Source organism: Rhodococcoides sp. S146-33, assembly GCF_059489205.1.
The window spans coordinates 41,543-54,127 of record NZ_JCAJWY010000006.1; the positions used below are offsets into that span (position 1 = coordinate 41,543).

Sequence of the window (12,585 nt, forward strand, 5' to 3'; positions counted from 1 at the left end):
CGCGATTCCCGACGACCGAGCACGTGGGTCGTCGGGAATCGTCGTCTATCGAGGTGGCGACAGCGCTTCGACCGATGCTGCGGTGGCACTGTCTGCGGCCTCGACACTCGCGAAATAATGTTGAAAGAATTCGCGCATCGTTTTGATGATCTCGATCTGTTGCTTGATCGCGAAGCGGGCGGAGCCTTGTTCGCCGACTGCAAGCCGATGGAATTTGGCACCTAGCATCTGGGCTGACGGCAGGTCGCCGAAGGCCTCGGGCGACGACAGGCCGACAGTCATCTCGAACATTTTGTCCAGTTTTTCGAGGTAGTCAGAACACGCCCTATCGCAGGCCAATGCAATATCAGCCTCGACGTGGAGTTCGCCGTCATCAGCCTGATCGCGCAACGATCGCCAGTAGGCGAGGTTGTCGGCCAGACCTAGAGTCCTGTCGGTCACTGGGGTGTGCCTTTCATCTTGGCAAGTAGGACTGAAGGTCCTCGGCATGCTTGTTGACTTCGGCGCAGGGATCACCCAATAAGTCTTTCGAGCCTATTTTATGAAGGATCAAGATTATGAGGTTCCCGCTCGCCTCGAGCGCAATACTGCATCCCTCTGGCGGTTCGCCGTCCTCTGCGAGGTTGAACTGAACTGCCGCGCGAGGGCCTATGCGGATAGGAACCTGATTTTCATTCTGCGGACTGCCTAAAAATTGATCAAGCGAATTGATCGAGGATTGGACGATGAAGAAGTACCACGGCGTCTCGGTCGGCCCATCCCACGCACAGTTCTTCCAACCGGGGTACGTCGTGATTCCCGCGAAATCCGCCCGCTCCGTACTCACGTCCAACCCACTGGCCGTCACTGCCGACTTCGGGATCGTGCATGGATCGAACGGTTCCCCGGGGACCGTCGCGACCGTCGTCTGCTCCGTCGAAGAATCTTCACTGGCGACAGGAGTCCCCTGCGTCGAGGCAGCGCATCCCGTCAGCACCAGAACCGAAGCGCAGGCTGCCGCAAGCAGATGCCTACCCGTTGACCGCATACGTTCGCCCTCTCGCCACCGACGTCACTCGATGGTTGGACGCAACACGAGCCCGATCGGTTCCCTAGACGGGTTGCGAGGCCTTGATCTCCTCTGACTCGACAGAATCAAGACTCCTGCGTTCGGCTGCCCACACCCACACGGCCAGCGAGATCAACGCGATCACTTCGGCGACGACGAGCACTCGTTCCACGTATCCGAGGGTGACCACCCGATACCAGGGTCGCGAGCCGGTGGCACCGACCGCGAGTGCGTACACGATGGGCAGCAGCGTCACGACCGACAGCATGCTCAGGCCCAGAGTGATTCGCGCGCGGGCTGCCCACCGGCCGTCGCGAATCCAGGGCCGGGAGAACGCGAAGACTGCGATCGGGATGCTGACGAATGCTACGGCGGCACCGAGTCGGTGGATCGACCCGCCGAGACTGAGCGAGGCGTTGTTCGACCAATCCTGCTTCGGCACTGCGACGACAGCCACGAGACCCACTGTCCAGAGCGTCAAGCAGATAGAGGCGGCCGATGCGGGCCGAGTGAGGCGATGCCGAAGCGCGGACGCAAGAGTGAGTGCCGAGCCGAACGCGAGCAGGACAACCCCGATCGAGAACACCCACTGCTGTGCGCCGAGTCCGTATTCGCTGATCGTGCGCCGCAGATGCGAGGGCGTCTGCCACGCGGTGTAGAGATCGAGAACCAGCACCACCAGCGCCCCCAACACGATCGACAGAGCGCCGATCTTTGCCGGTCGAATCTGCACGTTGGCACTCCTCTCGGACGACGAGGGTCGCCGTCCACACTCCATGTTGCCCGACAGATCGATCTGCCCTCTTGACGCAGGACCGAGCCAGGAATAACGTACAACCACATGGTTGTAGATGAGTTGAGGGACGAAGAGGTGGATCGCCTGTTCCAGGCGTTCGCGGATACGACTCGTCGTGACATCGTCACAAAGGTCACCGTCGGCGAACAGTCCGTGTCGGAGTTGGCATCTCACTACGCCATGAGCTTTGCCGCCGTACAGAAACACGTCGCGGTTCTCGAACGCGCCGCCGTGATCACGAAGCACAAGCGTGGCAGGGAGCAGATCGTGCGAGTTCGATTGGACACCATCGCACACGCACGCTCGCTGCTCGGAGCCTACGAGGAGATCTGGCGACACCGTGTCGACCGGATCGACGACATTCTCGGTGAGGACAAGAAGGGGTAACACCATGCCGTTCATCAGCTCACACAAGGACGCTGAGAATTTGACCATGACCGTGGTCGCCGAGTTCGACGCGAAAGTCGAACGCGTCTGGCAAATCTGGGAGGACCCGCGCCAACTCGAACGATGGTGGGGACCACCGACGTGGCCCGCGACGTTCGAGAGCCATGACTTCGTTCCCGGTGGCAAGGCGTCGTACTTCATGACCGGACCGGACGGCGAGAAGGCCGCCGGCTGGTGGCTTTTCACCGAGATCTCCGCGCCGACGACGCTCTCGTTCGACGACGGGTTCGCCGACGACACCGGAAATCCGTCGTCGACATTGCCGGTCACTCACGCGGTCGCCACGCTCGAGGATGTCGACGGCAGAACGCGTATGACCATCAGGTCGCGATTCGACTCCCTCGAGCAACTCGAACAACTCGTCGAGATGGGCATGGACGAGGGGATGGCCTTGGCCCTGGACCAGATCGACGTGATCGTCGCCGACTGATCGTGGTGCACGGAACTTCGGTCTCTGCACCGAATTTCCGTGCACATGCGGCGAAGCCGCTCATCGGTGGTTGGTGCCGACCAGCGCTCGGCTGCTCCCCCACAGGGCAAAGCCGAGCAGCAGGAAGCCGGGCAGGACTGCACCGATCGCGTCGATAGAACTGTCGGCGGCACCCGCAGCGGCGAGAATCAGAGCGAGTACCCCGAGCGCGGTCAACGCCACACCGAGGCCGGTGAAGAACCGTAACTTCCACACCAGCGCGAGGGCGACGAAGTGCAGGCCCACCACAGTCGAAATCCATGCGACCGCAGCCTGCGGTGCATCGAGTGGACCGTTGATGATTGCGAGACCGCCGAAGATTGCAACCACCTCGACAGCGACCACAACCCAGTAACCGCGGCCGAAGCCGCCGCGACCTCCGCCTTCCGGAGCGGGGGCCGGCGGGACTCGCCACACTGCGAGAAGCACAGCGACCAACGCCACCACTGCAACGACGCGCAGCCCGACGGTCAAGATCGACGGAAACGTATCCGAATTGACGAAGACGAAGACCAGTCCGAAAACGGCTCCGATGATCGAGCCGATCTTTTCGGGAGCCATGCGTGCGCCGGATCTCATGTGGCCTACCGTCGCACAGTTCCACCACGAGTACAGCGGTTCTCGCCGATCGATCGTGGTGCACGGAACTTCGGTCGCTGCTACGAATTTCCGTGCACGTGCGGCGAAGCCGCTCTACTCCGGAACAGAGCTGACGGTGAACGGCTCGACGGGTTCTCCCCCACGCTTGTCGAACTGACTGTTCACCACGAGCAGCCGATCATCCACTGCGGCAACAGTTGTGGGGTAAGCGAACGACGCATCGGTGACCTCGCCGGTGACCGTTCCACGTCGGCCGTCATCGTCGAGATCGACCTTTGCGATCAGACCGTCGCGATTACGAACGACATACAGCGTGTCGTCGTCCGTTTCCATCCCATCGCCGTTCATGAGCGTCGCCCCACCGAGGTCGACCTGGCTGACCTCTTTCGAGGTCTTGTCGATCCGGTACAGATTTCCTGTGCTGGACTGCACGACGATCAGTGCCGATTCGTCGTCGTTCTCGACGATGCCGTTGGCATTGAAGCCCTCCCCGTAGACGAACGGGCTGCCGTCGAAGTTCACGAACGTTTCCAATGGAGCGTCCTGCGTCCCGGCCACGATTTGGTCGAAGGGAATGCGGTACAGCGCCGGGCTGCGTGAATCCGTCACGAAGGCATCACCGTTGTCGGCAATCGCAACGTCGTTGAGGAACGTCGCGTCGGTGCCGAGACCGTTGGTGAACGTGGCCACCAGATCACCGGAGTTGGCGTCGTACACCCACACCTTGCCTGTCGCTCCACCGGCGATCACCAAGTAGTCGGGGCGATCGTCGTCATCGAGCACGTCGAGTCCGGCCGCACCCGTGCGTCCATCCGCGCCGCCGGGCAGAAACACCGACACATCCGGGGAGCCGACGGTTCCGCGGAACACTGCGCCGTCGGACGTGGACGTCACGTAGAACATGTCGTCCGCTGCGGTGATGCCTTCGGGGAACACTCCTGTGCCCGGCAGGTTGTAGGTCGTCGCGCTGCTCGAACTTTGCGACGCCGACGCCGACGACGACGACGAGGTGGAATCGGTCGTGGTGCTCGGTGCGGGTTCCGCCGTATCCGAGGACCCGCAGGCACTCAGCACTAGTGTGGCGACGGCGACAACAGGGACTACTCGAGAGACTCGGTTCACACGTTCGAGTGTTCCATATGTCTCAATTTCCGGGCATTTGTCCTGGTGAGCAGATTTTCGGTCGATACATTTCGTACAGTCGTTGTCATGAGTGACCCCTCCACCCTTGCCGCGACCAGTACCGAACTCGGCGGAATCGCCGGTTGGGCGGTCAGCTTGATGGAGGCCATCGGTGGCCCCGGCGCCGGAATCGCGGTGGCCGCCGAGAACTTTTTCCCGCCGCTACCCAGCGAGATCATCCTGCCCCTTGCCGGGTTCACCGCATCGCAGGGCGGGATGACTCTCTTCGGTGCGCTCTTCTGGACGACGGCCGGCTCGGTTCTCGGTGCGTTGGTTCTGTACTGGCTCGGCATCAAGCTCGGCCGCGACCGGATGTACGCCATCGTCGAGAAGATGCCGTTCGTGGGTACCGAGGATCTGACCAAGGCCGAGGATTGGTTCACCCGTCACGGTCGATCGGCGGTGTTCTTCGGCCGCATGATCCCAGTGGTGCGCTCGGGAATTTCGATTCCGGCCGGAGTGTCCAGGATGCCGATCCTGCAATTCTTGCTCTACACGACGCTGGGCAGCCTGATCTGGAACTCGATTTTCGTCCTCGCAGGCTACTTCCTCGGCGAGAACTGGCATTACGTGGAGAACTACGCCTCGGTGTTCCAGTACATCGTCATCGGCATCGTTGTGGCGTTGATCGCGTGGTTCGTGGTGAAGAAAATGAAGTCCAGGCGCGTCGAGGCTCAGTAGGCCCTCACAGTTCGTCGATGTCGATGAAGCCGTCCTGCAGAGCCCTCGCCAGCAACGTCGCTTTGGTGGGTGCGCTGCGCCCGACCGCGGAATACTTCGCTCGAATGCGCGTCAGGTGAGTGTTCACGGTCCCCATCGCCAGGTAGAGCGAGCGCGATACCTCCGCTTTCGAGTCCGAGATGAGCCAGGCGGTGAGTACTTCGATTTCACGAGCACTGAGCCGTGGATCGGGAGCGTCGCCGATGCGGATGTCGAGAACTGTCATGAGGATCCTTGATTTCGTGCACCACAGCTGTCCCGGCGGTGCGATCACGGCCAATGACACCGCACTCGCTCCGTTGGGTCACTCCGGCGAATGACCGAGATTGCTCTCACCCGAGAGTGAAGACTGTCACCGGCACCACCGCGGTGAGCCTCACCTCGGTAAAGTCCGTCCCCATGAACCAGCTCGATGCGACTGCCGCCCATTTCGTCGAGGCGGCTGTCACGTTGTTGGTCGCAGATCCTCGAAGGATTCTCGAACGCGGTGTGCGCGTCGAGGACGTCGTCCACGCAGCCGACTCGTCGACAGCGACGTTCTTTCGCAAGTTCAGCACCAAGGCCGACTTTCTCGACAAGGTGGTCGAGCATCTGTCCCGTACGCCACTGCCCACCGACGTTCACGAGACTGTCCGGACCCAGGCGACGGCCAACGGTGCATCGATTCGCGCAACGGTGTCGGCGCTCGTTGCGCGTCACTTTCCGGCACTCGTCGACCGGAACGGCATCACCGAGTCACTTCTCGACCACGTTTTCAGCGGTCCCTCTTCTCCCGCACTCGCCGGCGCTTACCGCGTCCGAGACGAAGCCGTACTGGACGCATTCGAAGCACTGTTCGATCCCGACGGTGGGGCCTTCCGCCGTCCCTTCACAGCCCGATCGTTCGCCGTGACGATCAACGCCATCATCGACGGCTTTCGCCTCCGCAGTCAGGTGGACGCAACATCCGTATCGCCCGATGTGATGTCCGACGCGGTTCTTGCCTTCCTCGGGGCCGTCGTCGACACGTCGGGACATCATCAGCACCTCGACGACGGCGCAGGGGAAGTCGGTGTCCCGGTCGAGGACCGCCCACTTCCTCGCGATCCGCGTGCTGCGATCGTCACCGCTGCGCGCGACGAGTTCGGAAAACGTGGCTACTTCATGACGCGCATGGATGACGTCGCCGATATCGCAGGAGTGCCGAGGGCGGCATGCAAGACGCTCTTCCCGACCAAGCCGTCCGTCATCGTGGCAGCGCTGCAGAATCGAGTCGATCGTCTTCGCGAGTCGGTAGCCGACGACCAGTTGCTGGGCCTCGACGAGCTCACGATTCTGCGCAATCACATGCTGCGGTGCGCGCAACTCGCTTCGGATGAAATCGAATTCATGGATGCGCTCCTCGTCGCCGTCGCACACGACACCTATGGTGAGCCGGAGGGATTGATCTCGATCAAGGAGAAGCTCAACCTGCCGGCGATCATTGCCCCGGTCATCGCACGGGGGCAGGACAGCGGAATCTTCCGAAAGGGCTCGAGCCCAGTCGATCTCGCCGCAGGCATCACCAACACTCTGTTGATGCGGTGTTTCACACGACGACAGAACAGCCCGCAGGACAACACGAACTTCGTTGCTGACCTTCTCCTCGACGGCCTCGGTGCGCACTGAGCATCGACCGAGTGCGTGTCATCGGACCCTCCGGATTCTGTCGGCGAAGCGGTCCAGCGCAGCAAGTATCTCGTCCGCCTGCCATATCCTGTTTCGTCGCCCCTTCGATGTCTGGTGAAGGATGTCCGCCTCGGCCAGTTTGTCGATCGCTCGCTGAGCCGCGATCTCGCTGACTCCGAATGTGCCTCGCACATAGGCATTGTCGACAACCGGCTGCGCCACCAGCGCGTCGACGAGCTTCCAGACAACCGAGTCGCTGCGAGCAACGATGCGTTCGACATATCCGGCTCGAGCGGCTGCCAAGTCGTCGACCAACCGTCGACCACCGGCAACGGCATGAAACGTCGCCGCGGTGAGACTACGAACGATCGCCTGCACATCTCCCCTCCGATAGGCATCGAGGCTCTCGAAATAGCCGGCAGTATCGGTCAGCAATCCGGCCGACAGCGGAACCGTCACTCGTTCGGTCACCTGTGCCCTACGGAGCATTCCGTGAATGATCGCGCGGCCGGTGCGACCGTTTCCGTCCGTGAACGGGTGGAGCGTCTCGAATTGCGCGTGCGTGACTGCTACGTGCGGGATGACCGGGAGGTCCGAGCGAGCGGCGAAATCGAACAGATCGTCCAGCGCGTCCGGCAACCGATCGTGGTGCGGCGGTACGAATGCCGCGCGGTGCGGGCCGAAGTCCGATCCCCCGATCCATACTTGCTCGGTGCGCCACCGCCCTGGCTGCGGGTCGCCGCGGGGCTCCATCAGCGAATAGTGCATTGCCAGGACACTCGATGCGTCGATCGAGGAACCTACCTCGAGGGCAGCTTCCATCGCGCGGACGTTCGCCGACACGATCGAGGCATTTCGTGTTGTGGGCGAACCCAATTCGGCGAGTGCGAGCGCCCTGGCTCCCACGGTCAGATTCTCGATCTGCGAGGACGCCGAGCTTTCCGTTCGCAGCAGAATCGAACTCATCGGTGCGAGCTCGACCGATGAACCGAGTTGCACCGAGGCGTACTGGTCGAAGCGGACGATTTCACGGAGAGCATCCTCCGCCTCCGCAAGCAGCTGCGCCGGCAACGTCACATCCGCATCCGCGATTCGCGCCGGCACGCACGCGCGATAGTCACCCTGATGCAGCCGACGTTGGGCGCGCGAGGCGTAGGTATCGGACGCCTGCCATGGTCGACGCTCGAATTCGACCACGGGCCATCGGCCGGCGTCCTGATCATCTGCCACCGATGGAATATACCAAACCTTATTGCCGTAGGGTTTGGTATGTCTAGCCGATACCCACGTCAGCGCTGCCCGGACTCCCCTAGCTTCTGCGCCGCCTCGCGCAACTGCACTCCGATCCGATCGGTCGCCTCGTCGAACAGATCTCGCGCCGCGCTGAGATTCAAGGACGCCAGCTCATCACTTTCGCGCTCCTCGAGTTCGGCGAAGTCCGGAGACCCGTGATGCTCGATCCACCGCATCTTCTCGAGCTCCTTCTCGATGTCCATCAGTCCGTCCAGATACGAACGCAGTGCAGCCAGTCTCAGTATCAGGGTGCGTTGTCGATCGGCGAGCGCTTCGGTGCGCCGGGCGTACATTGCTTGCACCTCGGCATCTTTGGCGAGATGACCCGACGGTGGTCCACCGAGACGATCGAAGGCAGCTTGGAGCAGCCCTGCACTACGCGCGACCGAGGCCACTTCCGCAGACAGGTCGATGCGCACGATCCGATGCGCTACGTCATCCGCCGTCCATGCCGCCAGACCTTCGATAGCAGTGGCCAGAGCAGCGACGGCGTAGACGACACTGCCGGTGACCGTCTTTCGGAGACTCTCGAGCTCGGCAACATCGGCCTGTCCTCGACTTGCGGGCTCCCGATCTACGACCTTGCGGACTCTGTCGAGTCTGGTTGCAGTCGGGGGATCATGCAGAGTGGACGCAGCGGCGAGCCGCCAGGAGGTGAGTGCCGCTCGGACGAAGTGGCCGTGCCCACCACGCCACGCTGGCTTGCCGAGATCGGCCACTGCGTCGTCGATCGCGCGCTGATCCTTCGACCTACGATCGAACGGATTCCAACCCATAGCCACTCCCCAATCGGTCAGTCCTTCGGAATGCGGTAACGACTGCCCTTGAACACGAAGGCCGCGTATCCCAGAATCGACACCACATAAAGCACCGTCGGCACCGCGAATACCCAGACGCTCACCGACGCATCAGTGGTCGTGCCCGCGACGACGCATATCCAGGCGAACAGCAGTGCGGTGACGGAACCGATCCACTCGAGGTCCTCGGACATCTTGCGATTCAGTTCGGGTCGATTCTCGGGGGAAGTCCAGTACTCGTGCAATCGTCGACTCGGCAGATTCACCATCTGTGCCGGAAGCTTCGGCAGCCACCGACCGACGCTGACGAACAACCCGATCATGACGAACCCGGTACCGCCCATCGTGAGGAGGAACGAAAGTTTCGAGTCCATCCGATCCACTTGACCGGATCCGTCGAAATGCGCCGGAACCTCGTCACCTGCAGTCAGGGCGACCCACGCAAGGGCACCGGTGAATACGAGACTGGACAGCAGGAGGGCGGCGCGCGAAAGCTTCATCCCAGTTCACTTTAATGCCTCCGGCAGTGGTGTGATGCTGAGGCTCTGGGTCGGTCCGCAGGCTATGCTCCTGTGCCACAGAAGGCACATATCCGCACCACTGCCGGAGGCACGCAATGCCCAACAACGAGTTCGGGGACTTCCAGACCCCGATCGAGTTGGCGCGCGCGTTGGTCAACACCCTGCCGCGTCGAGAGTGGACCCGGGTCCTCGAACCGACGTGCGGAGTCGGGAACTTCCTGTCGGTGATGGCGCAGAGTCACTCAGACGCCGAACGTGTCGGGATCGAAATACAGCCCGAGTATGTTTCGACTGCAGCACAATTCGGCAGAGTCATCACTGCGTCGATTTTCGACTTCGACCTGGCCCGAGATGTCGACTGGACATCGGGACCCGGCCCGACCCTCGTCATCGGTAACCCACCGTGGGTGACCAACTCGCAACTGTCGGTACTCGATTCCGTCAATCGCCCGTCCCGCACGAACACCAAGAACGCCCGCGGAATCGACGCCATCACTGGTAGCTCGAATTTCGATATCGCAGAATACATTTGGATCAAGCTCATCACCGAGTTCGGAGATAGACCGGTGACCATCGCGATGATCTGCAAGACCCAGGTCGCGCGCAATGTTCTGCTTCACAGCGCGGAGCAACAGCTCCCGGTGACCGGTTCGAGCCTGCGGATGATCGATGCGAAGAAGTGGTTCGACGCAGGGGTCGATGCGTGCTGGTTCACCGTCGAACTCGGGCCGGGCAAGACCGACTACACCGCACCGACATTGCCCAGCATCGACGCGTCACAACCGGACAACAGAATCGGCGTCGTCGACGGCCAGCTCGTCGCGAACGTCGCCGCGTACGAGCGGAGCAAGCACTTCGACGGTGTCAGCCCACTTACCTGGCGGCAGGGAATCAAGCACGATGCCACCGCGGTGATGGAGTTGATCGAAAACGATGGTCCACGAACCAAAATGGGAAGCAGCGTGGATATCGAACCCGACTATCTGTTCCCACTGTTCAAGTGCACCGACGTCTACCGCGACAAGCTGGACTCAGTGTCCAGGTGGATGATCGTGCCGCAGTCGCATACCGGTGACGACACCGATCAGTTGGCGCACACCGCACCGAAGTTGTGGACATACCTCAATGAGAACGCCTCTGCGCTCGACGGGCGGAAGTCGACGATCTACCGAAAGAGGGCCCGCTTCTGCATCTTCGGCGTCGGCCCGTACACCTTCGCGCCGTACAAGATTGCGATCTCCGGGTTCCACAAGATCCCGCAGTTCAGAATGATCGGCCCCTACGACGGCAGACCAGCGGTGTTCGACGACGCCACCTACCTGCTCCCTTTCGAGGATCCCGCATCATGCGCAGTCGCCCACGCGCTGTTGACCGGACCGGAAGCCACTGATCTCATTGCGGCTCTGGCATTCTGGGACAGCAAGAGACCGGTGACCAAGAAGCTCCTGCAACGCATCGATCTCGCAGCTATTGCGCGGGAAGCCGACCACGAGACACTACGAAATCGGGCTCTGGCTGTACATGCGAACCGCAGCGCAGTACATCAGGCCATCGAAAGCTTCACAGGTCGGTCTTGATCGTCTCGGCCAGTCGCTCGAGATAGGCGGCGTTGCGTTTGTAGTGCACCCAGGGCCCAATTTTGGTGCTCGTCACCAGGTGGGTGCGCTGTAGCACCGCCATGTATTGCGAGGCAGTCGATTGGGACACGCCCGCTCTGGATTGAATGTGCTTCAGGCACACCCCTACCTGTTCGGCCGGTTCGAGCTGCGGCGGGAAATCGCTCGGGTCCTTGAGCCATTGCATGATCGCCAATCGTGCCGGGTTACTGAGGGCACCGAACACTGCCGCTAGCTCCGCGGGGTCCAGTTCGTCAGCCACCGTCGAAGCGTACTCCAATATCGCAATATCCCGATCTGTGGTCTACTTATCCGGACATCGCAATATCGCGATATTTAGATAAGGAGCAGCTGATGCAGCGAGCAGTCGTCGTAGGGGCCAACGGAGTGATCGCCGGAAATCTTCTCGCCCACCTGCAGCACAGTGGGGATTGGGACATCATCGGGCTTTCACGCCGCGGCGGAGAAGACAACGAACGCGTCCGGCACATCGCGGTGGATCTCCTCGACCGCGAGGAAACTCGACGCACACTCTCGCACCTGACTGAGGTCACTCACGTCTTCTACGCCGCGTATCAGGAACGCCCAACGTGGGCCGAGCTGGTGCCTCCCAATCTGGAGATGCTCGTCAACGTGGTCACAGTGATCGAGGACGGTTCCCCAAATCTGGAACACGTCAGCCTGATGCAGGGATACAAGGTGTACGGCGCGCATCTGGGCCCGTTCAAAACTCCTGCCCGCGAATCCGATCCACCGCACATGCCGCCCGAGTTCAACGTCGACCAACAGCACTTCCTCGAAACCCGTCAGGTAGGCAAGACGTGGACCTGGTCGGCTATCCGGCCATCAGTGGTGTGCGGTGTGGCGCTCGGAAATCCGATGAATTTGGCCACGGTCATCGCTGTCTACGCAACCATGTGCACGAAGCTGGGCGTGCCGATGCGTTTTCCGGGCAAGCCCGGTGCCTTCGGATCACTGCTGGAGATGACCGATGCGTCGTTGCTCGCCGAAGCGACGGTATGGGCTGCAACCACTCCCGAGTGCGCGAACCAGGCGTTCAACATCACCAACGGAGACCTGTTCCGCTGGAACGACATGTGGCCTCGCATCGCGGGCCTCTTCGGGTTGGATACCGCAACCCCACTTCCGATGTCGTTGGCCGACGTTATGGCCGACAAGGAGCCGCTGTGGAATTCGATCGTTGCCGAGCACGATCTGAAGCCCACTCCCTACCGTGATGTATCTTCCTGGGGATTCGGCGATTTCGTGTTCTCCTGGGATTACGACGTCATCTCCGACGGTTCCAAGGCGCGCCGCCTGGGCTTTCATCGTTTCGTGGACACCGAGGCAATGTTCGCCGACATCGTCGCCGATCTGAGGAGACAACGCATCATCCCGTGAATACACGCCCGTCCTGATTCCGCACCCGGACGGCACCGGCCGCATAGG

At 61.6% G+C, this 12,585-nt stretch carries 16 protein-coding genes; 6 read left to right on the forward strand and 10 right to left on the reverse strand.

The genetic code is table 11. The features are described 5' to 3' along the window. Positions 1-45: 45 nt before the first annotated feature. From AC5WEY_RS21170 to AC5WEY_RS21180, 3 genes are all read right to left on the reverse strand, one after another. Complete coding sequence (locus tag AC5WEY_RS21170) at positions 46-441, reverse strand: hypothetical protein (RefSeq protein ID WP_495647396.1); 396 nt, start codon at positions 439-441, stop codon at positions 46-48. Between the two features lie 13 nt (positions 442-454). Continuing rightward, the gene (locus tag AC5WEY_RS21175) at positions 455-1,027 is read right to left on the reverse strand and encodes a DUF3558 domain-containing protein (RefSeq protein ID WP_495647397.1); all 573 of its coding nucleotides are present in this window, start codon (positions 1,025-1,027) and stop codon (positions 455-457) included. A gap of 64 nt (positions 1,028-1,091) precedes the next feature. Beyond that, positions 1,092-1,781, reverse strand: a complete 690-nt coding sequence (locus AC5WEY_RS21180) for a DUF998 domain-containing protein (protein ID WP_495647398.1) — start codon at positions 1,779-1,781, stop codon at positions 1,092-1,094. A 108-nt stretch (positions 1,782-1,889) separates the two neighbouring features. On the opposite strand from AC5WEY_RS21180, the gene AC5WEY_RS21185 reads away from it, so the two are divergent. Then, complete coding sequence (locus AC5WEY_RS21185; protein WP_495647399.1) at positions 1,890-2,231, forward strand: ArsR/SmtB family transcription factor; 342 nt, start codon at positions 1,890-1,892, stop codon at positions 2,229-2,231. Between the two features lie 4 nt (positions 2,232-2,235). Next, positions 2,236-2,721, forward strand: a complete 486-nt coding sequence (locus AC5WEY_RS21190) for an SRPBCC family protein (protein WP_495647400.1) — start codon at positions 2,236-2,238, stop codon at positions 2,719-2,721. Between the two features lie 60 nt (positions 2,722-2,781). On the opposite strand, the gene AC5WEY_RS21195 is transcribed toward AC5WEY_RS21190, so the two are convergent. Together AC5WEY_RS21195 and AC5WEY_RS21200 are read right to left on the reverse strand one after the other, a co-directional pair. After that, complete coding sequence (locus AC5WEY_RS21195) at positions 2,782-3,339, reverse strand: hypothetical protein (RefSeq protein ID WP_495647401.1); 558 nt, start codon at positions 3,337-3,339, stop codon at positions 2,782-2,784. A gap of 114 nt (positions 3,340-3,453) precedes the next feature. After that, positions 3,454-4,482 (reverse strand): SMP-30/gluconolactonase/LRE family protein, encoded by a 1,029-nt coding sequence (locus AC5WEY_RS21200; protein WP_495647402.1) that lies wholly within the window; start codon positions 4,480-4,482, stop codon positions 3,454-3,456. Positions 4,483-4,569: 87 nt separating this feature from the next. Between AC5WEY_RS21200 and AC5WEY_RS21205 the strand changes: the two genes are divergently transcribed. Then, the gene (locus AC5WEY_RS21205) at positions 4,570-5,223 is read left to right on the forward strand and encodes a DedA family protein (protein WP_495647403.1); all 654 of its coding nucleotides are present in this window, start codon (positions 4,570-4,572) and stop codon (positions 5,221-5,223) included. Between the two features lie 4 nt (positions 5,224-5,227). On the opposite strand, the gene AC5WEY_RS21210 is transcribed toward AC5WEY_RS21205, so the two are convergent. After that, positions 5,228-5,488: a LuxR C-terminal-related transcriptional regulator gene (locus AC5WEY_RS21210; protein ID WP_495647404.1), complete on the reverse strand. Its 261-nt coding sequence runs from the start codon at positions 5,486-5,488 to the stop codon at positions 5,228-5,230. A gap of 173 nt (positions 5,489-5,661) precedes the next feature. Here AC5WEY_RS21210 and AC5WEY_RS21215 point away from each other — a divergent pair, with 173 nt between their 5' ends. Next, positions 5,662-6,909: a TetR/AcrR family transcriptional regulator gene (locus AC5WEY_RS21215; RefSeq protein WP_495647405.1), complete on the forward strand. Its 1,248-nt coding sequence runs from the start codon at positions 5,662-5,664 to the stop codon at positions 6,907-6,909. Between the two features lie 18 nt (positions 6,910-6,927). Here the strand turns inward: AC5WEY_RS21215 and AC5WEY_RS21220 are convergent, their stop codons facing one another. The 3 genes from AC5WEY_RS21220 to AC5WEY_RS21230 are packed head-to-tail and all read right to left on the reverse strand — an operon-like array spanning position 6,928 to position 9,499. Beyond that, complete coding sequence (locus AC5WEY_RS21220; RefSeq protein ID WP_495647406.1) at positions 6,928-8,139, reverse strand: Fic family protein; 1,212 nt, start codon at positions 8,137-8,139, stop codon at positions 6,928-6,930. Positions 8,140-8,198: 59 nt separating this feature from the next. Next, positions 8,199-8,978, reverse strand: coding sequence for a hypothetical protein (locus tag AC5WEY_RS21225; protein WP_495647407.1), 780 nt, complete (start codon positions 8,976-8,978; stop codon positions 8,199-8,201). A 17-nt stretch (positions 8,979-8,995) separates the two neighbouring features. Further along, a complete protein-coding gene (locus tag AC5WEY_RS21230; RefSeq protein ID WP_495647408.1) occupies positions 8,996-9,499 on the reverse strand; it encodes a hypothetical protein in 504 nt (167 codons plus the stop codon). Positions 9,500-9,615: 116 nt separating this feature from the next. Between AC5WEY_RS21230 and AC5WEY_RS21235 the strand changes: the two genes are divergently transcribed. Beyond that, on the forward strand, positions 9,616-11,097 hold the full coding sequence (locus AC5WEY_RS21235; protein WP_495647409.1) for an SAM-dependent methyltransferase: 1,482 nt from the start codon (positions 9,616-9,618) through the stop codon (positions 11,095-11,097). Here AC5WEY_RS21235 and AC5WEY_RS21240 read toward each other — a convergent pair. Continuing rightward, complete coding sequence (locus AC5WEY_RS21240) at positions 11,081-11,323, reverse strand: ArsR/SmtB family transcription factor (protein ID WP_495647560.1); 243 nt, start codon at positions 11,321-11,323, stop codon at positions 11,081-11,083. The two genes, AC5WEY_RS21235 and AC5WEY_RS21240, sit on opposite strands and share 17 nt — an antisense overlap. Positions 11,324-11,490: 167 nt before the next feature. On the opposite strand from AC5WEY_RS21240, the gene AC5WEY_RS21245 reads away from it, so the two are divergent. Beyond that, positions 11,491-12,537, forward strand: coding sequence for an SDR family oxidoreductase (locus AC5WEY_RS21245; protein ID WP_495647410.1), 1,047 nt, complete (start codon positions 11,491-11,493; stop codon positions 12,535-12,537). Positions 12,538-12,585 lie beyond the last annotated feature (48 nt).